At 65.5% G+C, this 26,685-nt stretch carries 25 protein-coding genes; 23 read left to right on the forward strand and 2 right to left on the reverse strand.

Annotated elements, in window-relative coordinates; genetic code table 11:
* Window positions 1-22: 22 nt before the first annotated feature.
* The 5 genes from surE to DIE13_RS18870 are packed head-to-tail and all read left to right on the forward strand — an operon-like array spanning window position 23 to window position 4,477.
* Entirely contained in the window at window positions 23-784 is a 762-nt protein-coding gene (gene surE, locus DIE13_RS18850) for a 5'/3'-nucleotidase SurE (protein ID WP_124828551.1), read from the forward strand.
* Window positions 781-1,713, forward strand: a complete 933-nt coding sequence (locus tag DIE13_RS18855; RefSeq protein ID WP_124828584.1) for a protein-L-isoaspartate(D-aspartate) O-methyltransferase — start codon at window positions 781-783, stop codon at window positions 1,711-1,713. The genes surE and DIE13_RS18855 overlap by 4 nt, the downstream gene beginning before the upstream one ends.
* Window positions 1,714-1,718: 5 nt before the next feature.
* Entirely contained in the window at window positions 1,719-2,600 is an 882-nt protein-coding gene (locus tag DIE13_RS18860) for a peptidoglycan DD-metalloendopeptidase family protein (protein WP_124828552.1), read from the forward strand.
* Window positions 2,601-2,611: 11 nt separating this feature from the next.
* Window positions 2,612-3,697, forward strand: coding sequence for an RNA polymerase sigma factor RpoS (gene rpoS / locus DIE13_RS18865; RefSeq protein ID WP_124828553.1), 1,086 nt, complete (start codon window positions 2,612-2,614; stop codon window positions 3,695-3,697).
* 3 nt (window positions 3,698-3,700) lie between these two features.
* A complete protein-coding gene (locus tag DIE13_RS18870; protein WP_124828554.1) occupies window positions 3,701-4,477 on the forward strand; it encodes a 3'-5' exonuclease in 777 nt (258 codons plus the stop codon).
* Window positions 4,478-4,505: 28 nt separating this feature from the next.
* Here the strand turns inward: DIE13_RS18870 and DIE13_RS18875 are convergent, their stop codons facing one another.
* The gene (locus DIE13_RS18875; RefSeq protein WP_124828555.1) at window positions 4,506-5,360 is read right to left on the reverse strand and encodes an endonuclease/exonuclease/phosphatase family protein; all 855 of its coding nucleotides are present in this window, start codon (window positions 5,358-5,360) and stop codon (window positions 4,506-4,508) included.
* A gap of 220 nt (window positions 5,361-5,580) precedes the next feature.
* Between DIE13_RS18875 and rlmD the strand changes: the two genes are divergently transcribed.
* Window positions 5,581-6,978: a 23S rRNA (uracil(1939)-C(5))-methyltransferase RlmD gene (gene rlmD, locus DIE13_RS18880; protein ID WP_124828556.1), complete on the forward strand. Its 1,398-nt coding sequence runs from the start codon at window positions 5,581-5,583 to the stop codon at window positions 6,976-6,978.
* 68 nt (window positions 6,979-7,046) lie between these two features.
* Here rlmD and DIE13_RS18885 read toward each other — a convergent pair whose 3' ends face one another.
* Window positions 7,047-7,745 (reverse strand): Bax inhibitor-1/YccA family protein, encoded by a 699-nt coding sequence (locus DIE13_RS18885; RefSeq protein ID WP_124828557.1) that lies wholly within the window; start codon window positions 7,743-7,745, stop codon window positions 7,047-7,049.
* 250 nt (window positions 7,746-7,995) lie between these two features.
* On the opposite strand from DIE13_RS18885, the gene ndk reads away from it, so the two are divergent.
* The 17 genes from ndk (at window position 7,996) to DIE13_RS18975 (ending at window position 26,663) form a co-directional block, all read left to right on the forward strand.
* Window positions 7,996-8,421, forward strand: coding sequence for a nucleoside-diphosphate kinase (gene ndk, locus DIE13_RS18890; protein ID WP_006478674.1), 426 nt, complete (start codon window positions 7,996-7,998; stop codon window positions 8,419-8,421).
* Between the two features lie 55 nt (window positions 8,422-8,476).
* Window positions 8,477-9,616 (forward strand): 23S rRNA (adenine(2503)-C(2))-methyltransferase RlmN, encoded by a 1,140-nt coding sequence (gene rlmN, locus DIE13_RS18895; RefSeq protein WP_124828558.1) that lies wholly within the window; start codon window positions 8,477-8,479, stop codon window positions 9,614-9,616.
* A gap of 176 nt (window positions 9,617-9,792) precedes the next feature.
* Entirely contained in the window at window positions 9,793-10,779 is a 987-nt protein-coding gene (locus tag DIE13_RS18900; protein ID WP_124828559.1) for a helix-turn-helix domain-containing protein, read from the forward strand.
* A gap of 106 nt (window positions 10,780-10,885) precedes the next feature.
* A complete protein-coding gene (ispG, locus tag DIE13_RS18905) occupies window positions 10,886-12,190 on the forward strand; it encodes a flavodoxin-dependent (E)-4-hydroxy-3-methylbut-2-enyl-diphosphate synthase (protein ID WP_124828560.1) in 1,305 nt (434 codons plus the stop codon).
* A gap of 16 nt (window positions 12,191-12,206) precedes the next feature.
* The gene (hisS, locus tag DIE13_RS18910; RefSeq protein ID WP_124828561.1) at window positions 12,207-13,547 is read left to right on the forward strand and encodes a histidine--tRNA ligase; all 1,341 of its coding nucleotides are present in this window, start codon (window positions 12,207-12,209) and stop codon (window positions 13,545-13,547) included.
* A gap of 54 nt (window positions 13,548-13,601) precedes the next feature.
* Window positions 13,602-14,231 carry a tetratricopeptide repeat protein gene (locus tag DIE13_RS18915; protein ID WP_124828562.1) on the forward strand — a complete coding sequence of 210 codons (630 nt, stop codon included), beginning with the start codon at window positions 13,602-13,604 and terminating at the stop codon, window positions 14,229-14,231.
* Between the two features lie 40 nt (window positions 14,232-14,271).
* Window positions 14,272-15,417 carry an outer membrane protein assembly factor BamB gene (gene bamB / locus DIE13_RS18920; RefSeq protein WP_124828563.1) on the forward strand — a complete coding sequence of 382 codons (1,146 nt, stop codon included), beginning with the start codon at window positions 14,272-14,274 and terminating at the stop codon, window positions 15,415-15,417.
* A gap of 248 nt (window positions 15,418-15,665) precedes the next feature.
* Window positions 15,666-17,003: a ribosome biogenesis GTPase Der gene (der, locus tag DIE13_RS18930; RefSeq protein ID WP_044848985.1), complete on the forward strand. Its 1,338-nt coding sequence runs from the start codon at window positions 15,666-15,668 to the stop codon at window positions 17,001-17,003.
* Between the two features lie 141 nt (window positions 17,004-17,144).
* Entirely contained in the window at window positions 17,145-17,384 is a 240-nt protein-coding gene (hfq, locus tag DIE13_RS18935; RefSeq protein ID WP_006399927.1) for an RNA chaperone Hfq, read from the forward strand.
* Window positions 17,385-17,456: 72 nt separating this feature from the next.
* Window positions 17,457-18,632 carry a GTPase HflX gene (gene hflX, locus DIE13_RS18940; protein WP_185731210.1) on the forward strand — a complete coding sequence of 392 codons (1,176 nt, stop codon included), beginning with the start codon at window positions 17,457-17,459 and terminating at the stop codon, window positions 18,630-18,632.
* A gap of 47 nt (window positions 18,633-18,679) precedes the next feature.
* Window positions 18,680-20,020 carry an FtsH protease activity modulator HflK gene (gene hflK, locus DIE13_RS18945; RefSeq protein ID WP_124828565.1) on the forward strand — a complete coding sequence of 447 codons (1,341 nt, stop codon included), beginning with the start codon at window positions 18,680-18,682 and terminating at the stop codon, window positions 20,018-20,020.
* 15 nt (window positions 20,021-20,035) lie between these two features.
* Window positions 20,036-20,935, forward strand: coding sequence for a protease modulator HflC (gene hflC / locus DIE13_RS18950; RefSeq protein ID WP_124828566.1), 900 nt, complete (start codon window positions 20,036-20,038; stop codon window positions 20,933-20,935).
* Window positions 20,936-20,970: 35 nt separating this feature from the next.
* The gene (locus DIE13_RS18955; RefSeq protein WP_009687995.1) at window positions 20,971-21,162 is read left to right on the forward strand and encodes a DUF2065 domain-containing protein; all 192 of its coding nucleotides are present in this window, start codon (window positions 20,971-20,973) and stop codon (window positions 21,160-21,162) included.
* 100 nt (window positions 21,163-21,262) lie between these two features.
* Entirely contained in the window at window positions 21,263-22,411 is a 1,149-nt protein-coding gene (locus DIE13_RS18960; RefSeq protein ID WP_124828567.1) for an ATP phosphoribosyltransferase regulatory subunit, read from the forward strand.
* A gap of 113 nt (window positions 22,412-22,524) precedes the next feature.
* A complete protein-coding gene (locus tag DIE13_RS18965; RefSeq protein ID WP_124828568.1) occupies window positions 22,525-23,871 on the forward strand; it encodes an adenylosuccinate synthase in 1,347 nt (448 codons plus the stop codon).
* An 8-nt stretch (window positions 23,872-23,879) separates the two neighbouring features.
* Complete coding sequence (locus DIE13_RS18970) at window positions 23,880-24,476, forward strand: phosphoribosyltransferase (protein WP_175751245.1); 597 nt, start codon at window positions 23,880-23,882, stop codon at window positions 24,474-24,476.
* A 273-nt stretch (window positions 24,477-24,749) separates the two neighbouring features.
* Complete coding sequence (locus DIE13_RS18975) at window positions 24,750-26,663, forward strand: potassium transporter Kup (protein ID WP_124828570.1); 1,914 nt, start codon at window positions 24,750-24,752, stop codon at window positions 26,661-26,663.
* The last annotated feature ends 22 nt before the right edge of the window (window positions 26,664-26,685 follow it).

Here is a 26,685-nt window from a genome sequence, read left to right on the forward strand (position 1 = left end):
TTTCCTCGGTTACAATCGCCGGATGCGAATCCTACTCAGCAACGACGACGGCTATCTCGCCCCCGGTCTTGCCGCGCTCGGCGAAGCGCTGCAGCCGCTGGCCGACCTCACGGTGATCGCGCCCGAGCAGAACTGCAGCGGCGCATCGAATTCCCTCACGCTGTCGCGGCCGCTGTCGGTGCAGCGCGCGGCCAGTACGGGTTTCTTCTACGTGAACGGCACGCCGACCGATTCGGTGCACGTCGCGTTGACGGGCATGGCTGACGCCAGGCCAGACCTCGTCGTTTCGGGCATCAACAACGGCCAGAACATGGGCGAAGACACGCTCTATTCAGGGACAGTTGCGGCCGCCACCGAAGGCATCATGTTCGGCGTGCCGGCCATCGCGTTCTCGCTGGCCGACAAGGGCTGGGCCCATCTGGCGGACGCCGCGCGCGTCGCCGCGGAAATCGTCGAGCACTATCTCGCGCATCCGCTGCCGGGCCAGCCGCTGCTGAACGTCAACATCCCGAATCTGCCGTACGACGAACTGAAAGGCTGGAAGGTCACGCGCCTCGGCAAGCGTCATCCGTCGCAGCCGGTGATTCGCCAGACCGACCCGCGTGGCGAGCCGATCTACTGGATCGGTGCCGCGGGCGCGGCGCTGGACGCGAGCGAGGGCACCGATTTTCACGCCGTAGCCAACGGTTTCGTGTCGATCACGCCACTGCAACTCGATCTCACGCATACGCAAATGCTGCCTGCAACGCGCGAATGGGTGCGCGCAGGCGGGCGGGCTTCATGAGCGGCGAGCGCGCGAAGCGGTTCCCGCTCGCGCTCGAAGATCTCAAGCGAGCGCCACGCAAATCGGACGGCCGGGCCGGCGAACGCCATGCCGCGATCGCGATGCCGAAGGCCGCCGACAAGCCCGCGGCTGTGCCGAAGCCGGTCGTGGTGAATACGAGCGCGGCCCGCGCGACGCTGCCCGGTGCGATGTCGGCGAAGCCGGCGAGCGCACCAAAACCGACCGTGCTGAAGCCCGCGATGCCGAAGCCGGCCGCGCCGAGTGTCGCCCCGGCCGGTGCGTTTGCATTGACGTCGGAACGTGTTCGCGAGCGCATGGTCGAACGCCTGCGCGCGAACGGCGTGGCCGACGCGCGCGTGCTGGATGCGATGGCCGCGGTGCCGCGTCACATGTTCGTGGATCCGGGGCTCGCGACGCAGGCCTACGAGGATTCCGCGTTGCCGATCGGTCACCAGCAGACGATTTCAAAACCGTCGGTCGTTGCGCGCATGATCGAGCTCGCAATGGCCGGCCGCACGCTCGAGCGCGTCCTCGAGATCGGCACGGGTTGCGGCTACCAGGCCGCCGTGCTGAGCCATGTGGCGCGCGACGTGTATTCGATTGAACGCATCAAGCCGCTCTACGAGCGCGCAAAGCTGAACCTGCGGCCGCTGCGCGTGCCGAACATCCGTCTGCATTACGGCGACGGGCGTGTCGGCCTGCCGTCCGCGGCCCCGTTCGACGCGATCGTGATCGCGGCGGCGGGGCTCGACGTGCCGCAGGCGCTGCTCGAGCAGCTCGCGATCGGCGGGCGGCTCGTCGCGCCGGTGGGCGCGCAAAGCGGGCAGCCCCAGGTGCTCACGCTCGTCGAGCGCGTCGCGCACGCGCAATGGCGGGAGTCACGGCTTGATCGCGTTTTCTTTGTCCCTTTAAAATCCGGAGTGATTTGAAACCGATGAGTATGTTGCGCGCGATGCAAAACAACCGATCCAGGGAACCGCTCACGTTCGCGCAGCGCGCGATCTGTGTCGCTGCGTTCTCCACGCTTCTGGCCGCCTGTGCGACGCGGCTCGACAACGCGCCTGTCGTCGACCGCTCCGGTACGCTCGGCACGACTGCTGCCGCGCAGCCGTCGGTGCCGCTTGGCCCGCCGCCGCCTGGCTTCTACCGTGTGAAGCCGGGTGACACGCTGTACCGGATCGCGCTCGAGAACGGGCAGAACTATCGCGACATCGCCGCGTGGAACAATCTGGCGAACCCGAACCAGATCGAAGTCGATCAGTTGCTGCGCGTCGCGCCGCCGGGCGGCACCGCGGTCGCCGGTGCGCCGGTTGCCGCACCGATCGGCGGCGCAGCCGTGGCGACCGCGCCGCTGAGCAGCGGCCCCGCGGCGCCGGCCGCCGGCACGTCGTCCGCGATCACGCCGCCGCCTGCCGCCGCATCGAGCGACATGGCGGCCGCGCCGGGCGGCCCCGTCACGTTCTCGTGGCCGGCGCGCGGCCCGGTGCTGAACGGTTTCGACGACGCGAAGAACAAGGGCATCAATATCGGCGGCACCGCCGGCGAGGCCGTGAAAGCGGCGGCCGACGGCCGCGTTGTCTACTCGGGCAACGGCCTGCGTGGCTACGGCAACCTCATTATCATCAAACACGATGCAACTTACCTCACGGCGTATGCACACAATCGCGCTTTGATGGTAAAAGAGGGGGACGCGGTGACGAAGGGGCAGAAGATCGCCGAGATGGGTAACAGCGATTCCGACCGCGTGATGCTGCATTTCGAGGTTCGCCGGCAGGGTAAGCCTGTCGATCCGCTGAAGTATTTGCCGCCTCAATAACCGAGACGACCATGCCGAAATCGAAGCGCCACGAGCCGCAAGCCGAGTCTGAGAAGATCAGTCGTGCCACGCAAGCATCGGTGGAGCGAAGTGGCGCTTCGACGGACGACGAAGACGACGCCGCGGAAAACGAGCGTGATGTCGAGGCACGCGACGCCGATGCGGACGGTGGCGACGATCGTGAGGAGCGTGCGGAGGCGGCGCCCGACGTCGACGATTTCCGCGCATTGCTGCAGGCCGAGCTCACGGCCGACACGATCCAGCATTACCTGAACCGCATCAGCGTGAAGCCGCTCCTGACCGTCGAGGAGGAGCAGCGCTATTCCCGCCTCGCGAAGGCCGGCGAATTCGAGGCGCGGCAGGTGATGATCGAGCGCAATCTGCGACTCGTCGTCAGCATCGCGAAGGGCTACCTGAACCGTGGCGTGCCGTTGCTCGACCTGATCGAGGAAGGCAACCTCGGCCTGATGCATGCGATCGAGAAATTCGACCCGACACGCGGCTTTCGCTTCTCCACCTATGCGACGTGGTGGATCCGGCAGAGCATCGAACGGGCGATCATGAACCAGGCCCGGACCGTGCGGCTGCCCGTGCACGTGATCCGCGAACTGAACCAGGTGCTGCGCGCGAAGCGCCACCTCGAAAAGAATTCGATGTCGACGGGCGAGGCGGCCGAGCGCCGCGAAGCCAGCATTGACGACATCGCCTACCTTACCGGCAAGACCGCCGAGGAAGTCACCGACATCCTCGCCCTCAACGAGCACACCGCATCGCTCGACGCGCCGCTCGATCTCGATCCCGCGAGCAGCCTGCTCGACCTGCTGCCCGACGACCAGAGCCAGTCGCCCGACGCCGAAGTGCAGCACCGGGAGCTCGAGACGCTCACGCGCGCGTGGCTGTCGCGGCTGTCCGACAAGCACCGGCACGTGATCGAGCGCCGCTTCGGCCTGAATCACATCGAGCCGGCCACGCTCGAGGAGCTGGCCGACGAGATGGGGCTCACGCGCGAGCGCGTGCGGCAAATCCAGCAGGAAGCGCTGGTGCGTCTCAAGCGGTTCTTCGCCTCCAATGGCGTGCGCAAGGACGCCGTTCTGTAACTGATGACTCCGATTCTCGTTTTTGACATCGAGACCATTCCCGATGTCGACGGCATTCGCCGTCTGGAAAACCTGCCCGCGACGCTCGACGATGCCGCGGTGGCCGAACATGCATTCGCCGCGCGCCGCGAGAAGACTGGCAGCGATTTCCTGCCGCACTACCTGCAGCGCATCGCGGCGATCTCCTGCGTGTTCCGCGACAACAACGGCTTTCGCGTGCGCTCGCTCGGTACGCCTCAGGACAACGAGGCGGCGCTGGTCCAGTCGTTCTACCGCGTGATCGAGAAATACACGCCGCAACTCGTGTCGTGGAACGGCGGCGGCTTCGACCTGCCGGTGCTCCATTACCGTGCGCTCGTGCACGGGATTCCCGCGACCCGCTACTGGGATCTCGGCGAGGACGACCGCGAATTCAAGTGGAACAACTACATCTCGCGCTATCACTCGCGCCATACCGATCTGATGGACGTGCTCGCGATGTATCAGGCGCGCGCCAATGCGCCGCTCGACGCGCTCGCGAAACTGTGCGGCTTCCCGGGCAAGCTCGGGATGGACGGCAGCCAGGTGTGGACGGCGTTCCAGGATGGACGTGTCGAGGAAATCCGCAACTACTGCGAAACCGACGTCGTCAATACGTATCTGCTGTATTGCCGCTTCCAGCTGATGCGCGGAGGCCTGACCCAGAGCGAGTACGCGGACGAAATCCTGCTCGTGAAGAATTCACTCGCGCAGGAGCCGGCGGCACACTGGGCCGAATACCTGAGCGCGTTCGACGCATGACGCGAGCGGGCCGCGCCATCGCCCGCGATCAATCGAGTTCGAGCACGACCGGCTGGTGATCCGACGCGCGCGTGTCGGCGTCGATCTCGCAGTGCGTGACGCGCGGCAGCAGCGTCTCGGTTACGAACACGAAGTCGCATGCGAGCGGGCCGTCGGACCATTGCACCGTGTCGTAGACGCCGGCCGTCGGCGGTGGCGTGCAGCCGGGATGGCGTGCAACCCATGCGTCCACGAACGCCGGCGCGTTGGCGATCGGCTCAAGAAAGCGCCTGTATGCGTCGCTGTCGAACGCACTGTTGAAATCGCCGCAGACGATCGCATCGCGCGGCTGGCGTGTCGGCGTGAACGGTCCCGTCGCGTTTTCCGCCGGCGCTGGCTGGTCGGCGTGGGTGCACGCTTCGCGGTGCCGGGCGCGCAATGCGTCGACCTGCGCAAGCCGCTGCCGCGCCGAGTAGTATTCCAGGTGTGTCGTGACCACCCGCAGCGGTCCCGACCGTGTTTCGATTTCGACGTCGAGCGCGACGCGCGGCATCGACGGTGCGCCGGCGTCGGCTGGCCACGGCAGCAACTGGCGCAGCACGCGCCCGACCGGCAGCCGGGTCGCGATAGCATTGCCGAACCGACGGCGCGGTGCGCCGGGCTCGAGCGCCGGCAGGTCGGCGCCGATCGCTTCGATGATCGTATGGCCGGGCAGCAACGTCGCCAGTTCCGCGAACTGGTCGGGGCCGGGCTGGCCGGGCAGGGCGCCGAAACCGCACGTGACTTCCTGCAGACACAGCACGTCGCAGTCGCCGAGCTGGCGGGCGGCGGCGATGGTGCGCGGGAGGTCGACGACGCCGTCTGCGTCCCGACCCCATTGAATATTCCAGTCGATCAGTCGCATGATCGAGCCTCCTGCGAGCAGAATGCGTACCTTCGGTTGGCAAGATCGGGCGTCGGACGGGGCGGCCGCGTGCTGGGTGCGGGTGCTTGCCGGCATGCCCGATCGAGCGTTGGCCGGTCGGTATGCGCGTCAGTATCGACGCTTGCGCCACGAAAGCAGGCGATGCGGTCCTTCGTCGTCTACAATCTCGCCTTCTTCAACGTTTTGTCAGGAAAAGCTGGTGTCCGAAGCCGTCCCCACTTCTGCGCGCAAATCGAAAAATGCGCCCGTCGCGCCCGGGCCCGCCCCGGTTCTCGAGATCGAATCGCTCGACATGGAAGCGCGCGGTGTCGGCCGCACGGCGACCGAGGACGGCACGCCGGGCAAGGTCATCTTTGTCGAAGGTGCGCTGCCCGGCGAACGCGTGACCTATTCGAGCTATCGTCGCAAGCCGAGCTACGAGCAGGCAACCGTTGTCGACATTCTGCGCCCGAGCGTGATGCGTACGCAGCCGAAATGCACGTTCTTCGGCACCTGCGGCGGCTGCTCGATGCAGCATCTCGACATGCGCGCGCAGGTCGCGATCAAGCAGCGCGTGCTCGAGGACAACCTCTGGCATCTGTCGAAGCTGCGCGCCGAGACGATGTTCGCGCCGATCCACGGCCCGTCGTGGGGTTACCGCTACCGTGCGCGTCTGACCGTGCGCAACGTCGCGAAGAAGGGCGGCGTGCTGGTCGGCTTCCATGAGAAGAAGAGCAGCTACGTCGCCGACATGACGAGCTGCGAGGTGCTGCCGCCGCACGTGTCGGCGATGCTCGTGCCGCTGCGCCGGCTCGTCGAGGGGCTGTCGATCCGCGACCGGATGCCCCAGATCGAGCTCGCGGTCGGTTCGGAAGTCACGGCGCTCGTGCTGCGCGTGCTGGAGCCGATCAATGCGGACGACGAAGCGCTGCTGCGTGCGTTCGCGGACGAGCACAAGGTGCAGTTCTGGCTGCAGCCGAAAGGCCCGGACACCGTGACGCCGTTCTATCCGCTCGACGTGTCGCTCGACTACACGCTGCCGGAGTTCGGCATCCGCATGCCGTTCAAGCCGACCGACTTCACGCAGGTCAATCATCAGATCAACCGCGTGCTGGTGGGCCGAGCGCTGCGCCTGCTCGCGCCGTCGCGCGACGATCGCGTGCTCGACCTGTTCTGCGGGATCGGCAACTTCACACTGCCGCTCGCGCGTCTGTCGCGCGAGGTGATGGGCATCGAAGGCAGCGAAACGCTGACGACGCGCGCGCTTGCGAATGCGCGCGAGAACGGCGTGGATGGGCATACGACGTTCGCATGCCGGAACCTGTTCGAAGTGACGGGCGACGACATCCGCGCGCTCGGCGCATTCGACAAGTTCCTGATCGATCCGCCGCGCGAAGGTGCGCTTGCGGTGTCGAAGGCGCTGGCCGAAATCGCGCAGAGCGGCGAAGGTCCACTGCCGAAGCGAATCGTCTATGTGTCGTGCAATCCGTCGACGCTTGCGCGCGACGCGGGTTTGCTCGTGCATGAGGCCGGCTACCGGCTGAAGGGCGCCGGGGTTGTGAACATGTTCCCGAATACGTCGCACGTCGAATCGATCGCGCTGTTCGAGCGAGACTGAAGCACAGCCGGCGGCGGACGTGAAAAAACCGGCCCTCGGGCCGGTTTTTTCATGGTGCACAGCGAACGTCAGTTGCGGTTGCCGCCGAAGATGCCGAGCAGCGCGAGCAGGTTCGTGAACACGTTGTACAGGTCGAGGTAGATCGCGAGCGTGGCCGAGATGTAGTTCGTCTCGCCGCCGTTCACGACGCGCTGGACGTCGAACAGCATGTAGGCCGAGAAGATTGCGATCGCGAGCACCGACACGGTAAGCATCAGCGCCGGCAGGTGCAGGAACATGTTCGCGACCGACGCGAGCAGGATCACGATCACGCCCATGAACAGCCACTTGCCGAGGCCCGAGAAATCGCGCTTGCTGACCGTGGCGACCGTCGCCATTGCGGCGAAGATGACGCCGGTGCCGCCGAACGCGAGCATGATCAGCGACGGGCCGTTCGAGAAGCCGAGGATGAAGCTCAGCAGGCGCGACAGCATCAGGCCCATGAAGAACGTGAAGCCGAGCAGCACGAACACGCCGGCCGCGCTGTTTTTCGTCCGCTCGATCGCGAACATGAAGCCGAACGCGATCGCGAAGAATGCGAGCAGGCTCATCATCGGGCTCGTGGCCGCGAACAGCGAGAAGCCCGTGGCGACGCCGACCCATGCGCCCAGCACCGTCGGAATCATCGACAGCGCGAGCAGCCAGTACGTGTTCCGCAGCACGCGGTTACGAACCTCCGCGGTGCTGACGGAGCCGCCGCGGCCGAAATTGTACGGATAGTCGTTCATGGTTTCTCCTAACATTGAACGCATGGGCGTCCGGGGCCGGTTCGGCGCACGCGGTGTACGGCGCAGCAAACCGGAGCAGCTGTGGCTAAGATACGTTCCGCGCCGCTTGGTTTCAATGGCCGGGCAGCGCAAAAACATATGAACTCGGAACCTTTCGCTCGTGTAAGGGTTCAATCGCAATGATACACGGGATCGTGCTACAATAGCGGATTCATTTGAACCTGTAACTTCTTAATTTCTTGGAGTTTTTATGGCAATCGAGCGCACCCTGTCGATCATCAAGCCGGATGCGGTGGCAAAGAACGTGATCGGCCAGATCTACAGCCGTTTCGAAGGCGCCGGCCTGAAGATCGTCGCATCGCGCATGGCGCACCTGTCGCGTGCAGACGCCGAGAAGTTCTACGCAGTGCACGCGGCACGTCCGTTCTTCAAGGATCTCGTCGATTTCATGATCTCGGGTCCGGTGATGATTCAGGTTCTGGAAGGCGAAGGCGCGATCCTGAAGAACCGCGACCTGATGGGCGCGACGGATCCGAAGAAGGCGGAAAAGGGCACGATCCGCGCCGACTTCGCCGACAGCATCGACGCGAACGCCGTGCACGGCTCGGACGCTGCGGAAACGGCAGCGGTCGAAATCGCGTTCTTCTTCCCGGAAATGAACGTCTACTCGCGCTAAGCTCCGGCTGGCAACAAGTAGGCTGGATTCAGCGCACGCGGCAAGGCAGCACATCATGACGAGCGAAACTTCCGTCAATCTTCTCGACTTCGATGCCGAGGGTCTTGTCGCGTACTGCGGCAGTCTCGGCGAGAAGCCGTTCCGCGCCAAGCAGTTGCAGCGCTGGATCCACCAGTACAACGCCGGCGATTTCGACGGCATGACCGATCTCGCGAAGTCCCTGAGGGAAAAGCTCAAGGGCCGCGCGTCGATCGTGATGCCGGATATCGTCAGCGATCACGTTTCCACCGACGGCACGCGCAAGTGGCTGATCGACGTCGGAAACGGCAATGCGGTCGAAACCGTGTTCATCCCGGAAGAGACGCGCGGCACGCTGTGCGTGTCGTCGCAGGCCGGGTGTGCGGTCAACTGCCGCTTCTGCTCGACGGGCAAGCAGGGCTTCTCCCGCAACCTGTCGACAGCTGAAATCATCGGTCAGCTCCGGATGGCCGAATTTGCACTGCGTGCGTCGCTCGGTCGTGCGCCCGGTCCGAACGGCAAGGCCGAACGGGTCGTCACCAACGTGGTGATGATGGGCATGGGCGAGCCGCTGCTGAATTACAACGCGGTCGTGCCCGCGATGCGGCTGATGCTCGACGACAACGCGTACGGCCTGTCGCGCCGCCGCGTCACGCTGTCGACGTCCGGCGTGGTGCCGATGATGGACCGCCTCGGCGCCGAATTGCCGGTCGCACTCGCCGTATCGCTGCACGCGCCGAACGACGCGCTGCGCGACGAGTTGGTGCCGCTCAACAAGAAGCATCCGCTGCGCGAGCTGATGGCCGCGTGCCAGCGCTATCTGAAAGTCGCGCCGCGCGACTTCATTACTTTCGAATACTGCATGCTCGACGGCGTCAACGACACCGAAGCGCATGCGCGCGAACTGTTGGCCGTCACGCGTGACGTGCCCTGCAAGTTCAATCTGATCCCGTTCAACCCGTTTCCGGAATCGGGCCTCATCCGCTCGAAGCCGGAGCAGATCAAGCGCTTCGCACAGGTCCTCATCGACGCGGGTGTCGTCACGACCGTGCGCAAGACGCGCGGCGACGACATCGACGCCGCGTGCGGTCAGCTGGCCGGCGCCGTGAAGGATCGCACGCGTCTGGCGGAGCGAACGGGTGCGGCAGCAAAAATCATCGAAGTTCGGGCGGTTTGACGGCGCGCCTCGCTGGCGCGCCTGGCCGGGGATGCCCGAACCTTTTGGCGGTACAACACGCGAATAGCGATCCGTCGCGGTGCCTCGGCGCCGCGCATGGTATGACAAGTTGCGGGTGCCGGCCGGCAAGAGCCGGCGGCGTTCGCCAGTGAAGAAGAATCGACGCGAGGACAAGGATGAGTGAGCCGCAGCCGTCAAACGGCGCAGAGACGAATGCCGCGCAGCCGGCACCGGCGGGACTGGAAACGCTGACGGCAGTCGGCGGCCGGCTGGCGCAGCTCCGGGAAGCGAAGGGCTGGACGGTCGACGACGTGTCGGCGCGGCTCAAGGTCGCTCCGCAGAAGCTGCGTGCGCTCGAGGCCGGTGACATCAGTCATTTGCCCGGCGTGACGTTCGCGATCGGCGTCGTGCGCAGCTACGCGAAGATGCTCGGCGTCGATCCGGAACCGTTCGCGCAGGCACTGCGCCGCGAGCGCGGCGCGCCGGAAGTCGATCTGTCGATGCCTGCGTCGTCGGGGACGGATCTGCCGCGCGGTCGCGTGTCGATTCCGCTTGGCGGCTCGTCGCGCCACCACCCGTGGTTGTGGGGCACGGCGATCGTCGTCGTCGCGGTGGTCGCGGTACTGATGTGGCACACTGGCGGCGACTCGTCGAGCTGGCTCGCCCGCTTCAAGGGCGGCGATACGGAGCATGTGTCGGCTGCCAGCATCGCTGCGGGTTCGTCTGTCGACGAGGCGGCCGCGAGCGGTGCGTCGGCGGTGACCGGCAATGAGGCTCCGGCCGCGGCTGCAGCGTCCGGCGTAGCGCCGCAAGCGGTGGCGTCGGCTGCAGCCGCGTCGCAACCCGTCGTCGCGACGGCCGTCGCGGCAAGTGCTGCCGCACCGGCTCAGCCCGCGAGCGTTGTGGTGGCGGCAGGTCAGTCGATGATCGAACTGAAGGTCAAGCAGGATAGCTGGTTCAGCGTGCGCGACAAGAGCGGCAAGGAACTGTTCTCGGGGCTGGTGCGGGCCGGCGAAGCAAAGCAGGTCGCCGGCGACGGGCCGTTCAAGGTCACGATCGGTAACAAGGCCGGCCTCGATTCGGTCACGTTCGACGGAAAAGCCGTCGATCCGGCAAAATATTCGGCAGCGCGGGGTAACGTGGCGCGGTTCACGTTGCCCTGACGTCAAGCGCCGTGACGAAAGCCTGTCGCCGACAGGCCGAGAGGGCACGGCGCTTTTTCAATTCATGCGCCGCATCGCGGCGCATTCCGCGTAAATGGATCTAACGATGCAATCCGAAGCTCAATCCCCACGCAGCAGTCAGATTTGTTCAACCGAGCCGGTGTTCGGCGGGCATCAGCCGCGTCGCGTGTCGCATGCGGTGGATGTTCGTTGGGGCGGGCAGCTCGTGACGATCGGCGGCGATGCGCCGGTGCGCGTGCAGTCGATGACGAACACCGACACGGCCGATGCGATCGGCACGGCGATCCAGATCAAGGATCTCGCGAACGCAGGCTCCGAACTGGTGCGTATCACCGTCAACACGCCCGAGGCTGCGGCCGCCGTGCCGGCGATCCGTGAGCAGCTCGACCGGATGGGCGTGACCGTCCCGCTCGTCGGCGATTTCCACTACAACGGCCACCTGCTGCTGCGCGACTATCCGGGCTGCGCGGAGTCGCTGTCGAAGTACCGGATCAACCCGGGTAACGTCGGCCAGGGCGCGAAGCGCGACACGCAGTTCGCGCAGATGATCGAGGCGGCGGCCAAGTATGACAAGCCGGTGCGGATCGGCGTGAACTGGGGCAGTCTCGACCAGGATCTGCTCGCGCGCATGATGGACGAGAACGGCGCGCGTTCGCAGCCGTGGGATGCGCAGAGCGTGATGTACGAGGCGCTGATCCAGTCGGCGATCGGCTCGGCCGAGCGCGCGGTCGAACTCGGCCTCGGCCGTGATCGTATCGTGTTGTCGTGCAAGGTCAGCGGCGTGCAGGATCTGATCGCCGTGTACCGCGAACTCGGCCGTCGCTGCGGCTTCGCGCTGCACCTCGGCCTGACCGAAGCCGGCATGGGCTCGAAGGGCATCGTCGCCTCGACGGCCGCACTGGGCGTGCTGTTGCAGGAAGGGATCGGCGACACGATCCGCATCTCGCTGACGCCGGAACCGGGTGCGCCGCGCACCGGCGAGGTGATCGTCGGCCAGGAAATCCTGCAGACGATGGGCCTGCGCTCGTTCGCGCCGATGGTGATCGCATGCCCGGGCTGCGGCCGCACGACGAGCACGCTGTTCCAGGAGCTCGCGATGCAGATCCAGACCTACCTGCGCGAGCAGATGCCGGCCTGGCGCAAGGAATATCCGGGCGTCGAGAAGATGAACGTCGCGGTGATGGGCTGTATCGTCAACGGCCCGGGCGAGTCGAAGCACGCGAACATCGGCATCAGCCTGCCGGGTTCGGGCGAGAATCCGGCCGCACCCGTCTTCATCGACGGCGAGAAGGTCAAGACGCTGCGCGGCGAGCGGATCGCCGAGGAATTCCAGCAGATCGTCAGCGACTACGTCGCACGCAATTACGGCCGCGCTGCGGCCCTGAACTAATTCGTCCACACACACGATGACTGAACAGAAACGCAAGATCGAGAAGCTCACCGGCGTCAAGGGCATGAACGACATCCTCCCGCAGGATGCAGGCCTGTGGGAGTTCTTCGAAGCTACGGTGAAATCGCTGCTGCGCGCATACGGGTACCAGAACATCCGCACGCCGATCGTCGAGCATACGCAGCTCTTCACGCGCGGCATCGGCGAAGTCACGGACATCGTCGAGAAGGAGATGTACAGCTTCACCGACGCGCTGAACGGCGAAAACCTGACGATGCGTCCGGAGAACACCGCGGCGGTCGTGCGAGCATCGATCGAGCACAACATGCTGTACGACGGCCCGAAGCGCCTGTGGTACATCGGCCCGATGTTCCGACACGAGCGTCCGCAACGCGGCCGCTATCGCCAGTTCCACCAGGTCGGCGTCGAGGCGCTCGGTTTCGCGGGCCCGGATGCGGATGCAGAAATCATCATGATGTGTCAGCGCCTGTGGGACGACCTCGGGCTGACCGGCATCAAGCTCGAGATCAACTCGCTCGGCCTCGCCGAAGAGCGCGCCGCGCACCGCGTCGAACTGATCAAGTACCTCGAGCAGTTCGCGGACGTGCTCGACGAGGACGCGAAGCGCCGTCTGTATACGAACCCGCTGCGCGTGCTCGACACGAAGAACCCCGCGCTGCAGGAGATCGCGCAGAACGCGCCGAAGCTGATCGACTTCCTCGGCGACGAGTCGCGCGCGCACTTCGAAGGTCTGCAGCGCCTGCTGCTCGCGAACAACATCCCGTTCAAGATCAACCCGCGTCTCGTGCGCGGTCTCGATTACTACAATCTGACCGTGTTCGAGTGGGTGACCGACAAGCTTGGCGCGCAGGGCACGGTCGCGGCCGGCGGCCGCTACGATCCGCTGATCGAGCAACTCGGCGGCAAGCCGACGGCCGCATGCGGCTGGGCGATGGGCATTGAGCGCATTCTCGAGCTGCTGAAGGAAGAGGATCTCGCCCCCGAGCAGGAAGGCGTCGACGTATACGTCGTGCACCAGGGCGAAACCGCGCGCGAACAGGCGTTCATCGCGGCCGAGCGTCTGCGCGACACGGGCCTCGACGTGATTTTCCACTGCAGCGCCGACGGCGCGCCGGCAAGCTTCAAGTCGCAGATGAAGCGGGCCGATGCGAGCGGCGCCGCGTTCGCGGTGATCTTCGGCGAAGAAGAGGTGGCGAATGGCACGGTGGGCGTGAAAGCGCTGCGCGGTGCGGGCCTGGAAGGGGAAAAGAACGTTCAGCAGACCGTGCCGGTCGAAAGCTTGACCGAATTCCTAATCAATGCGATGGTTGCATCCGCCGAAGACGGCGACGACTGATCGCGCTGGCATTCGCTGACAAGAACAGCCTGAACAGGAAGGAATCGCTCGCCGATGAGTTATCACGACGAACAAGAATCGATTGAAAGTCTGAAAGCGTGGTGGGCCCGCTGGGGCAACCTCACCACGTGGATCGTGCTCGCTGCGCTGGTCGTCGCGGCCGGTTTCAACGGCTGGAACTACTGGCAGCGCCGTCAGGCCGCCGAGGCTTCCGGGTTGTACGAGCAGGTCCAGAAGGCCGCGGCCGCGAACGACAAGGCGACGATGGCCCGTGCGGCTGCCGACATGGAAGACAAGTACGGCAGCACGCCGTATGCGCAGATGACGGCGCTCGCTGCCGCGAAGACGCTGTATGCCGCCGGCGACGCCGCAGGCGCGAAGGCGCAGCTGCAATGGGCCGCCGACCACGCCAAGGACGATGAGTACAAGCAGATCGCGAAGCTGCGTCTTGCGTCGCTGCTGCTTGACGAGAAGGCGTACGACGCAGGCCTCGCGCTGCTGTCCGGTACGCCGCTCGATGCATTCAAGGGCCTCGTGGCGGATCGCCGCGGTGACCTGCTTGCCGCGCAAGGCAAGACCGACGATGCGCGTGCTGCTTACAAGCTCGCGCTCGACGGCCTGTCGAAGGACGACCAGTCCGCGCGCCAGCTCGTGCAGTTCAAGCTCGACGCGCTCGGCGGCTGATCACGGCCCCCTCAACCTCTTAACTCTGCTTCGCTAACCGATGAATTTGCTGAAACGTTACGCTGTGCCCGTAGCCTGCGCGGCGGCTGTCCTGGCATTGGCGGCCTGCTCGTCGTCGAAGGACGCGCGCCGCGTGCCGACGCCGCTCACCGAGTTCAAGCCTGTCATGGACGTGCAACAGGTCTGGAAGGCGAGCGTCGGCAAGGGCGGCCGCTACCTGTTCTCGCCGGTGGCCGTCGGCGACGCCGTCTACGCGGCGGGCGAAAACGGTTCGGTCGAGAAGATCGACGCGAAGACTGGCCAGACGCTGTGGCGCACGAAGGTCGGTTCCGACCTGTCGGCCGGTGTCGGCAGCGACGGCAACCTGACCGCGGTCGGCGCGCTGAAGGGCGGCGTGTTCGTGCTCGGCCCCGACGGCAAGCAGCTGTGGAAGACCTCCGTGCAGGGCGAGATCTTCTCGCCGCCGCTCGTGGGCAACGGCCTCGTGATCGTTCGCACGATCGACGGCCAGGTGATCGCGTTCGACGCGCAGACGGGCGAGCAGAAGTGGAACTACCGCAACCGGGCAGTACCGCTGAACCTGCGCGTGTCGGCCGGCATGACGTTCGCGGGCGATGCGGCCGTGCTGGCGGGTTTCCCCGGCGGCGGTCTCGTTGCGATCAACCTGCAGACGGGCGAGCCGTTCTGGCAGACGCCGGTATCGTTTCCGAAAGGCGTGACCGAAGTCGAGCGCATCAACGACGTCAGCGGTCCACCGACGCTCGTGGGCGCGGAAACGTGCGCAGTCACGTTCCAGGGCCAGCTCGGCTGCTTCGATGCGAACTCGGGCCGGCCGTTGTGGGAAAAGCCGTTCTCGAGCCGCAGCGGCCTGGCGCAGGACGACTCGGTGGTCGCCGGCGGCGACGACTGGTCGGTCGTGACCGCGTACGACGCCACCACCGGGAACCAGCTCTGGCGCAACGACAAACTGAAGAGCCGCGACGTCGGCGTGCCGTATCTGCTCGGTCATGCGCTCGTGATGGGCGACTACAAGGGCTTCGTGCACTTCCTGTCGCGCGAGGACGGCAGTTTCATCGCGCGGATGAAGACTGACGGCAGCGCGATTACGGCGGCGCCGGTTCTTGCGGGCAATACGCTGGTCGTGCAGACGAAGGACGGCGGCCTGTACGGGTTCCGTCCGCGCTGACATGCGCGAAACATGCGCGGCTGCGGCGCGGCGGGCTTGTCCCGCGCACCGCGGGTCGCGCGACATGAGGGCGGCCGGTGTTCCCGGCCGCTCGGTATTTGAAAGGCAGTTCGAAACGAAAGACGACGGCGTGCAACGCGCGCCCGGCGCGCGCATCCGGCGCGGCGCGAATTCGTGATATTTTCATTCAGCGCAGCCGCCCGCAGCAGCGGGCCTCCCGCTGCTGCGCATCACCGTAGAAAACACAGATGAAACCGGTCATTGCCCTCGTTGGGCGCCCCAATGTGGGGAAATCCACGCTGTTCAACCGGCTCACGCGCTCGCGCGATGCGCTGGTCGCCGACTTGCCGGGCCTGACGCGCGATCGCCATTACGGCGAAGGGCGGGTCGGCGCACGGCCGTACCTGGTCGTCGACACCGGCGGCTTCGAGCCGGTCGCGAAGGACGGCATCCTGCACGAGATGGCGCGCCAGACGCGCCAGGCCGTCGAGGAAGCCGACGTCGTCGTGTTCATCGTCGACGGCCGCAACGGCCTCGCGCCGCAGGACAAGTCGATTGCCGATTACCTGCGCAAGACCGGCCGGCCGATCTTCCTCGTCGTCAACAAGGCCGAGGGGATGAAGTACACGGCGGTCGCGACGGACTTCTACGAGCTCGGGCTCGGCGATCCGCGCGCGATCTCGGCCGCGCACGGCGACGGCGTGACCGACATGATCAACGAGGCGCTGGAAGTCGCGTACGCGGGCCAGCCGGAGGAGGCGGACGAAGACGATCCGTCGCGCGGTATCAAGATCGCGATCGTCGGCCGCCCGAACGTCGGCAAGTCGACGCTCGTGAACGCCCTGATCGGCGAGGACCGCGTGATCGCGTTCGACATGCCGGGCACGACGCGTGATTCGATCTACGTCGACTTCGAACGTAACGGCAAGAAATACACGCTGATCGACACCGCGGGCCTGCGGCGTCGCGGCAAGGTGTTCGAGGCGATCGAGAAGTTCTCGGTCGTGAAGACGCTGCAGTCGATATCCGACGCGAACGTCGTCATTCTTCTGCTGGATGCGCAGCAGGACATTTCCGACCAGGACGCGCACATCGCCGGCTTCGTCGTCGAGCAGGGGCGTGCGCTCGTGATCGGCGTCAACAAGTGGGACGGTCTCGACGATCACGCACGCGATCGCGCGAAAGCGGATTTGACTCGCAAGCTGAAATTCCTCGACTTCGCGAAGTCGCACTACATTTCGGCCGCGAAGAAGACGGGGATCGGCGCGCTGATGCGCTCGGTCGACGACGCATACGCGGCGGCCATGGCGAAGCTGCCGACGCCGAAGCTCACGCGCGCGCTGATCGAGGCCGTCGAATTCCAGCAGCCGCGCCGCCGCGGCCCGGTGCGTCCGAAGCTGCGCTACGCGCACCAGGGCGGTCAGAATCCGCCGCTGATCGTAATCCACGGTAACGCACTCGATGCCGTGACGGAAACGTACAAGCGTTACCTGGAAAACCGATTCCGCGAAACTTTCTCACTGACTGGGACTCCATTGCGCATAGAGTTCCGTTCGTCGAACAACCCGTACGCGGACAAGGGCTGAAGCACGCCCCGCAAGGCCTGGGCCACATGGCCTGGCTCCGGGCGGGGCAGGCAAAATCGGCTATAGTGTAGCGATTGGCGCCGGATCTCTTTTTCTTCGTCGCCAATCCAGATCAACCTGCAAAAAAAGATGGAGTACGCCATGAGCAACAAAGGGCAATTGTTACAAGACCCGTTTTTGAACGCACTGCGCAAGGAGCACGTTCCCGTTTCGATCTATCTCGTCAACGGCATCAAGCTCCAAGGGAACATCGAATCGTTCGACCAGTACGTCGTGTTGCTCCGTAATACGGTGACCCAGATGGTCTACAAGCACGCCATCTCGACGGTCGTGCCGGCGCGCCCGGTGAATTTCCACCCGGACGCGGAAGCCTCGTCCTAACCTATCGCAGCGGCCGGCACCCGGTCGCCGCGAGCGACCGATGCCAGCCGCCTTATCTTGACACCCGATAATTTGATCAACGCAGCGCTCGTCGGCATCGATTTCGGCAAGACCGATTTCGAAGCCAGTCTCGAAGAACTCGGTCTTCTCGCCTCCAGTGCGGGGGCCCGTCCCGCCGTCACCCTCACGGGTCGTCGCTCCAGTCCCGATGCCAAGATGTTCATCGGCAGCGGCAAAGCCGAAGAATTGCGGCTTGCCTGCGACGCGCACAACGTCGAAATCGTCATCTTCAATCACGCCCTTGCACCGGCCCAGCAACGCAATCTGGAGCAGGCGCTTAACAGGCGTGTGGTCGATCGCACGAGTCTCATCCTCGATATCTTTGCCCAGCGCGCCCGCAGCCACGAAGGCAAACTGCAGGTCGAACTCGCGCAGCTGCAATACCTGTCGACCCGGCTGATTCGCGCGTGGACCCACCTGGAACGGCAAAAGGGCGGTATCGGCTTGCGCGGCCCGGGTGAAACGCAGCTCGAAACCGACCGCCGGCTGATCGGCGAGCGTATCAAGATGCTGAAGTCACGACTCGACCGGCTGCGCCGGCAGCACAGCACGCAGCGTCGCCAGCGCGCACGCAGCGGCACGATGTCGGTGTCGCTCGTCGGCTATACCAACGCGGGTAAGTCGACGCTGTTCAATACGCTGACGAAAGCGCAGGCCTATGCGGCCGACCAGTTGTTCGCGACGCTCGATACGACGTCGCGGCGCGTGTACTTGGGCGACGAAGTCGGCCAGATCGTCGTTTCCGATACGGTCGGGTTCATCCGTGAGTTGCCTCACCAGCTGGTAGCCGCGTTTCGCGCGACCCTCGAAGAAACGATCCATGCGGATCTGTTGCTGCATGTGGTCGATGCATCGAGCGCGGTGCGGCTCGAGCAGGTCGAGCAGGTCAACGGCGTGCTGCACGAGATCGGCGCGGACACGATCCGGCAGGTGCTGGTGTTCAACAAGATCGACGCCGTGCCCGAGCTGGCGGCCCGCGGCGACGCGGTCGAGCGGGACGAATATGGTAATATTTCGCGCGTCTTTTTGAGCGCGCGCACCGGTCAGGGTCTTGACGCGTTGCGTGCCGCCATCGCCGAGATCGCCTCCGCGGAACACCTTTCCGGCGCGACGTTGTCCGACGGCGCGCTCGACGGCGTACCCGCTGAACCACACGAAGACCGCACGATTTCCGAACACGGGCGCTAACCGGTCCCGGCCGGTTCGCCGGCGTCCAATCTGGTGAACAAACTCTGGTGAACGAATACAACGAGCGGAGTACCTTGCGGCGGATGCGCGCCTTGCTGTCGATCAACGATCCCCGCTGGGGACGTGGCGAAGGCAAGGGCAACGACGGATCCCGTCCGCGTACGAACGAATCGAAGCGTCCGCCTGGCGGCGACGGTGACGGTCCCCCCGATCTCGACGAGATGTGGCGCAACTTCAACCGGCGTCTGAGCGGCCTGTTAGGCGGCAAGGGCGGCAACGGCTTGCGGCCGGACAACGGCCGGGCCGCGCGAGTCGGCGTCGGCATCGTGATCGGCGTGCTGGTCGCGGTCTATGCGGGCAGCGGGCTGTTCGTCGTGCAGGACGGCCAGACGGGTGTCGTGCTGCAACTCGGCAAGCTGTCGGGCACGGTCGGCCAGGGTGTGCACTGGCGCGCGCCGTATCCGTTCGCATCGCACGAGATCGTCGATACGTCGCAGGTACGTTCGATCGAGATCGGCCGCAACAACGTCGTGCGTCTCGCGAACGTGAAGGAAGCTGCAATGCTCACGCGCGATGCCGATATCGTCGACGTGCGTTTCGTCGTCCAGTACCGGATTCGCTCCGCAACCGATTACCTGTTCCGCAGCGTCGATCCCGAGCGCAGCGTGTCGCAGGCCGCGCAGGCTGCGGTGCGCGCGATCGTTGGCACGCGTAGTGCAGCCGACATGCTGAACCAGGACCGCGACGCGCTGCGCGAGCAGCTTTCGACCGCGATCCAGCGCGATCTCGACCGCTACCAGACCGGGCTCGAAGTCACGGCTGTCACCATGCAAAGCGTCGCGGCGCCCGAGCAGACGCAGGCCGCGTATGCGGAAGTCGCAAAGGCGCGCGACGAGCGCGAAGCCGCGAAGCGTGCCGCACAGGCTTACGCGAGCGATCTGCTGCCGAAGGCGCAGGGCGATGCCGCGAAACTCGTCGACGAAGCGAAGACATATGCCGATCGCGTGGTGACGGAGGCCGAAGGCGACGCCGACCGGTTCAAGCAGGTCTATGCACAGTATTCGAAGGCGCCCGCGGTGATTCGCGAGCGGATGTACCTCGAGACGATGCAGGAAATCTATTCGAACACAACGAAGGTGTTCGTCGGCAACAAGGGCGGCAACAGCGTCGTGTATCTGCCGCTCGACAAGATCGTCGAGCAGGGGCGACAAAACGCCGCGGTGTCCGCCGGCCCATCCGCGCCCGACGCGGCGTCGGCACCGGCCGACGGCACGGCGAGTGCGCCGGCCAGCGCGGCTTCGGCCGCCGCCGCGCCGGCACCGGGCAGCGACGCGCTGCGGTCGCGTGAAGCGTTCCGCAGCCGCTCGCGCGAAGACGATCTGAAGTAACGGAGAGCGCAGAACATGAACCGAATCATTGCGCTCGTCGTTGCGATCGTGATCGTTGCCTTCGCGGCGTCGTCGACGGTCCTGACCGTCGACCCGCGCCACGCGGCGGTGCTGTCGGGCCGTGACGGCACGCAGCCCGAACTCGCGGGCCCCGGCATCCACTTCAAGCTGCCGCCGCCGCTGCAGACGGCGACGCTGATCGATACGCGCCTGCAGTCGCTCGAATCGTCGGACCCGCTGCAACTCGCGACGCAGGACAAGCACGACCTGCTCGTCGCGTACGCGGTCAAGTATCGGATCAGCGATCCGATGAAGTATTTCACGGCTACGAGCGGCGATCCGGCAGCCGCGAACGAACGCCTGGCCGGTGCGTTGAAGAGCGCGCTGGGCGACGCGTTCGGCAAGCGCACGCTCGATGATGCGCTCGGCGGCCAGCGCGAGATCGCCGATGCGGCACGCGATGCGGTGCGGGAGCCGGCGTCCGGTTTCGGCATCGACGTGGTCGACGTCCAGCTTACGCGAGTCGACTTGCCGGCCGCGCAAACGGACGCGGTCTATCAGCGGATGATTGCCGCGTTGCGCGACCAGGCTGCCCAGGTGCGTGCCGAGGGCGCTGCCGACGTCGAACAGATCAAGGCCGATGCGGAACGCGAACAGCAGGCCGTGCTCGCGAATGCGTACAAGTCCGCGCAGACGATCAAGGGCGAGGGCGACGCGAAGGCCGCGACGATTGCCGCCGATGCGTTCGGCCGCGACCCGCAGTTCTACCAGTTCTACGCGAGCCTGCAGGCTTACCGGAATACCTTCAAGCGCAACGACATCATCGTCGTCGATCCCGACAGCGAGTTCTTCCGTTTCATGCGCAGCCCGACGGGCGGTGCCGCACCGGCGGCACCCGCTCCCCGCAAACACTGACTTGGGGCGCCGCGACGAGCGGCGCCGTCGCTCGCATGGATCTGGCTGGCTCGTTGTTGCTCGCGGTAGCACTGATGCTGATCATCGAGGGGGCGTTCCCCTTCGTGTTTCCCGTCGCCTGGCGCGACACGTTTCGTAGAATAGCGGAGCGGCCGCCGCATCATATCCGGATCGGCGGGCTCATCGTGATGGCGCTCGGGCTCGTCCTGCTGCTGCTCGCCACCTGACCTGGACGGCGCATCCGCCGTTCGTTCCGCCCGATTCCGATTTCCGATTCATTTCGCGGCGCGCGTGTCGCGCCCTGTTTTCCGTCGTAGGACCGTACCGATGTCGACCTGGTTACTTCCCGAGAATATCGCCGACGTACTGCCGTCGGAAGCGCGCAAGATCGAGGAGCTGCGTCGCAGGCTGCTCGACCGCTTCCGTTCGTACGGCTACGAAATGGTGATGCCGCCGCTGCTCGAATATCTCGAGTCGCTGCTGACGAGCGGCGGCGCCGACCTGCGCCTGCGCACCTTCAAGCTGGTCGACCAGCTGTCGGGTCGCACGCTCGGCCTGCGCGCGGACATCACGCCGCAGGTCGCGCGCATCGACGCGCACTTGCTGAATCGTCAGGGCGTGACGCGCCTCTGCTATGCGGGGCACGTGATGCACACGCGCCCGCGCGGCCTGCATGCGACGCGCGAACAGATCCAGATCGGCGCCGAAATCTACGGGCATGCCGGGCTGGAAGCCGACCTCGAAATCCAGCAACTGATGCTCGACGCGCTGCATCTCGCGGGCCTGTCGCGGATCCGTCTGGATCTGTGCCACGCCGGCGTGCTCGCGGCGCTGCTCGCGCGCGACGCGCAGGCCGCCGAACGTGGCGAGGCGCTGTACGACGCGCTGTCGGGCAAGGACGTGCCGCTGCTGAACGAACTCACCGACGATCTGGGCGCCGACACGCGCGCGGCGCTGCGTGCGCTGCCGCACCTGTACGGCGACGCGAGCGTGCTCGACGAGGCGCGCGCGCGGCTGCCGGTGCTGCCCGAGATCACGCGCGCGCTCGACGATCTCGCCCAGCTCGCGGCGCAGGCGAAGGGTGTCGAAGTGGCGATCGATCTGGCCGACCTGCGCGGCTATGCGTACCACAGCGGTGCGATGTTTACGGCGTACATCGACGGCGTGCCGAACGCGATCGCGCGCGGCGGTCGTTACGACCACGTGGGCCAGGCGTACGGCCGGGCTCGCCCGGCGACGGGCTTCTCGCTCGATCTGCGCGAACTCGCGCGCATTTCGCCGATCGAGGCGCGCGGCACCGCGATTCTCGCGCCGTGGGCGCAGGACGACGCGCTGCGCGCGGCCGTCGTGGCGCTGCGCGATGCGGGCGAGGTCGTGATCCAGGCATTGCCGGGGCACGATCACGTGCTTGACGAATTTGCCTGCGACCGTTCGCTCGTCGAGCGCAACGGCGCGTGGGTGGTCGAGCCCCGTTAAACAGGCGTTCGCGGGCCGTCGTCCGGCGTGCATATCGTTGAAGCGAAACGGAAAAATTCGGAATCGCCCGCGAACATAGGTAGAATACGTTTTTAACCAGCTAACGAATCAACATGTCTGCCAGCGCAGTGAACGTGACTCCCGGGCGCAATGTCGTCGTCGTGGGAACGCAATGGGGTGATGAAGGCAAGGGCAAGATCGTCGACTGGCTGACGGACCACGCTCAGGGCGTCGTGCGTTTCCAGGGTGGTCACAACGCCGGCCACACCCTCATCATCGGCGGCAAGAAAACCATCTTGCGCCTCATTCCGTCGGGCATCATGCGTGAAGGCGTCGCCTGCTACATCGGCAACGGCGTCGTCCTGTCCCCCGAGGCACTGTTCAAGGAAATCGGCGAGCTGGAAGAGGCTGGCGTGAACGTGCGCGACCGCCTGTTCATTTCCGAAGCAACGACGCTGATCCTGCCGTACCACATCGCGATCGACCAGGCGCGCGAAGCGCGCAAGGGCGCGGGCAAGATCGGTACGACCGGCCGTGGCATCGGCCCCGCGTACGAAGACAAGGTCGGCCGCCGCGCGCTGCGCGTGCAGGACCTGTTCGACGCGAAGACCTTCGCCGATCGCCTGCGTGAAAACCTCGATTTCCACAACTTCGTGCTGACCCAGTACCTGGGCGCCGCAGCCGTCGATTTCCAGGCCACGCTCGACACGATGCTCGGCTATGCCGATCGCCTGAAGCCGATGGTGGCCGACGTGTCGCGCCGCCTGTACGACGCGAACAACGCCGGTCAGAACCTGCTGTTCGAAGGCGCGCAAGGCACGCTGCTCGACATCGACCACGGCACCTATCCGTTCGTCACGTCGAGCAACTGCGTCGCGGGTGCGGCGTCGGCCGGCGCCGGCGTCGGTCCGCAAAAGCTGAACTACATCCTCGGCATCACGAAGGCGTACTGCACGCGTGTCGGTTCGGGTCCGTTCCCGAGCGAACTGTACGATGCGGACAATCCGCAGCGTCAGGACCAGGTCGGCGTCACGCTGGCGAACGTCGGCAAGGAATTCGGCTCGGTTACCGGCCGTCCGCGCCGCACTGGCTGGCTCGACGCAGCCGCGCTGCGCCGCTCGATCCAGATCAACGGCGTGTCGGGCCTGTGCATGACTAAGCTCGACGTGCTCGACGGCCTCGATGAAGTGAAGCTGTGCGTCGGCTACAAGATCGACGGCAAGGACGCCGACATCCTGCCGCGCGGCGCAGCCGACGTGGCGCGCTGCGAGCCGGTGTACGAAACGTTCGCCGGCTGGAAGGAAAGCACCGTCGGCATCAAGACGTGGGACGCACTGCCGGCGAATGCGCAGGCATACCTGACCCGTGTCCAGGAAGTGGCTGGCGTGCCGGTGGACATGGTGTCGACCGGCCCGGACCGAGACGAAACGATCCTGCTCCGCCATCCGTTCAAGGTTTAATTTTCAGAATGACGCAGCAAATCACGATGTCGGCGGCAGACTTGATGACTGATCCGCGCAACGACGACAAGAACCTCTGGGTGGGCTGGGACGAATACCATCGTCTCATCGAACTGCTCGCGCTCCAGGTGCATGCTTCGGGCTGGAAGTTCGACCAGATCCTGTGCCTCGCGCGCGGCGGTCTGCGCGTGGGCGACCAGTTGTCGCGGATCTATGACGTGCCGCTGGCGATCCTCGCAACGAGTTCGTACCGCGAAGCGGCCGGCACCGAGCAGGGCGATCTGGACATCGCGCAGTACATCACGATGACGCGCGGCAACCTCGCGGGCAACGTGCTGCTGGTCGACGATCTGGTCGATTCGGGCGTCACGCTCGCGCGGGTGCAGGAGCACCTGAAGGAACGTTATCCGTCCGTCACGGCCGTGCGTTCGGCTGTGCTCTGGTACAAGGGGTGCTCGAAGGTCAAGCCCGACTATCACACGCAGTATCTGCCGACGAATCCGTGGATTCATCAGCCGTTCGAGGAGTGGGACACGGTTCGTCCGCACAACCTCGAGGCGTGGATCAAGCGCGGTCGCGCGCAGCGCGACGGTTCGGGCGCGTAAGCGGTCGGCCGATCGAAGGAACGCCTTGTACGGCGCCGCTTGCGGCGCCGTTTTTCATTGGCGGACCGGATGGCCGGCACGGCGATCGACATGTGCGGTAGGCAGACGACGCGGCCCCGGCTATGATGGCAACCCTGCCACAGCTCGCGCCCGATTGCATGCGCAGCGTAAGCTCACGTGGTTTCAGGGCAACAGCGCAGGGCAGCGTTTCACGGGGGCGCGAGTAGAATAGCGCTCGTTTTGTCCGAATCGGACCCGATTATTACGCTTCATATGAACGACACGATCCAGGCGACCGACGCGGCCCACGCGAATTCGACACACCAACATTCGATGCGGGCGCTTGCGATAGCAGCCATCGGCGTCGTGTTCGGCGATATCGGCACGAGTCCGCTGTATTCGCTGAAGGAGGCGTTCAGCCCCGCACACGGCATCCCGCTCACCGAAAGCTCGATCCTCGGCGTGATCTCGCTGCTGTTCTGGGCGATCATCCTCGTGGTCGGCATCAAGTACCTGCTGTTCGTGATGCGGGCCGACAACAACGGCGAGGGCGGTGTACTCGCGCTGATGGCGCTGTCGCTGCGGCCGCTCGATTCGAAAACCCGCGTCGCGGGCGCGCTGATGGCGCTTGGGATATTCGGCGCGTGCATGTTCTACGGCGACGCGGTAATCACACCGGCGATCTCCGTGATGTCGGCGGTCGAAGGTCTCGAGATCGCGACACCGCACCTGTCCCATCTCGTGCTGCCGATCACGATCGTGATCCTGATCGCGCTGTTCTGGATCCAGCGTCACGGTACCGCGATGGTCGGCAAGCTGTTCGGCCCGATCATGGTGTTGTGGTTCATCGCGATCGCGGCACTCGGCGTGTATCACATCCTGCGCGTGCCCGGCATCATCGCGGCAATCAACCCGTATTACGCTGCGTCGTTCATGTCGGAGCACCTGCTGCAGGCCTACGTCGTGCTGGGCTCCGTGGTGCTGGTGCTGACCGGTGCGGAAGCACTCTACGCGGACATGGGCCACTTCGGTGCGAAGCCGATCCGTCTGGCCGCGTACGGACTCGTGATGCCGTCGCTCGTGCTGAACTACTTCGGCCAGGGCGCGCTGCTGATCCAGAATCCGAAGGCGATCGAAAACCCGTTCTTCCTGCTTGCGCCTGACTGGGCGCTGTTGCCGCTCGTCGTGCTGTCGACGGTGGCGACCGTGATCGCGTCGCAGGCGGTGATCTCGGGCGCGTATTCGCTGACTTCGCAGGCGATCCAGCTTGGCTACGTGCCGCGCATGAAGGTGCTGCACACGTCCGAACTGGCGATCGGCCAGATCTACGTGCCGGTCGTGAACTGGCTGCTGCTGTTCGTGATCCTCTGCATCGTGGTCGGCTTCAAGAGCTCCGACAACCTCGCGGCCGCGTACGGTATTGCGGTGACCGCAACGATGGTGATCACGACCGTGCTGGCGTGCGTCGTGATGGTGAAGGTGTGGAACTGGAACCGGCTGCTGGTCGGCGCGATCATCGCGGTGTTTCTCGCGATCGACCTCGGCTTCTTCGGCGCGAACCTGCTGAAGGTTGCGCAGGGCGGCTGGCTGCCGCTCGGCATCGGCGCGCTGCTGTTCTTCCTGCTGATGACCTGGTACAAGGGGCGGCACATCGTCAAGGAACGCACGGCGGCCGACGGTATTCCGCTCGAGCCGTTCCTGCAGGGGCTGCTCGCGCATCCGCCGCACCGCGTGTCGGGCACCGCGATCTACCTGACCGGCAACGACAAGCTCGTGCCCGTAAGCCTGCTGCACAACCTGAAGCACAACAAGGTGCTGCACGAGCGGACCATCTTCCTGACGTTCGTCACGCGCGACATCCCTTACGTGCGCGACGACAAGCGCCTGAGTTCGCGCGATGCGAGCGGCGGCCTCTACATCGTCAAGGCCCAGTACGGCTTCAACGAGACGCCGGACGTGAAGGCGGTGCTCGAGGAGTTCGGCCGTACGCACGACATGACGTTCGAGTTGATGGACACGTCGTTCTTCCTCGCGCGCGAGACGGTCGTGCCGACGCATCTGCCGGGCATGTCGATCTGGCGCGAGCGCGTGTTCGCGTGGATGCATCAGAACGCGGCGAAGCCGACCGACTTCTTCTCGATTCCGGCGAACCGCGTCGTCGAACTCGGCACCAAGATCGAGATCTGAGTGCCGCGCGCGGGCCGTTCAT

Source organism: Burkholderia sp. Bp9016 (genome assembly GCF_003857765.1).
In the GTDB taxonomy this organism is placed as follows: Bacteria; Pseudomonadota; Gammaproteobacteria; order Burkholderiales; family Burkholderiaceae; genus Burkholderia.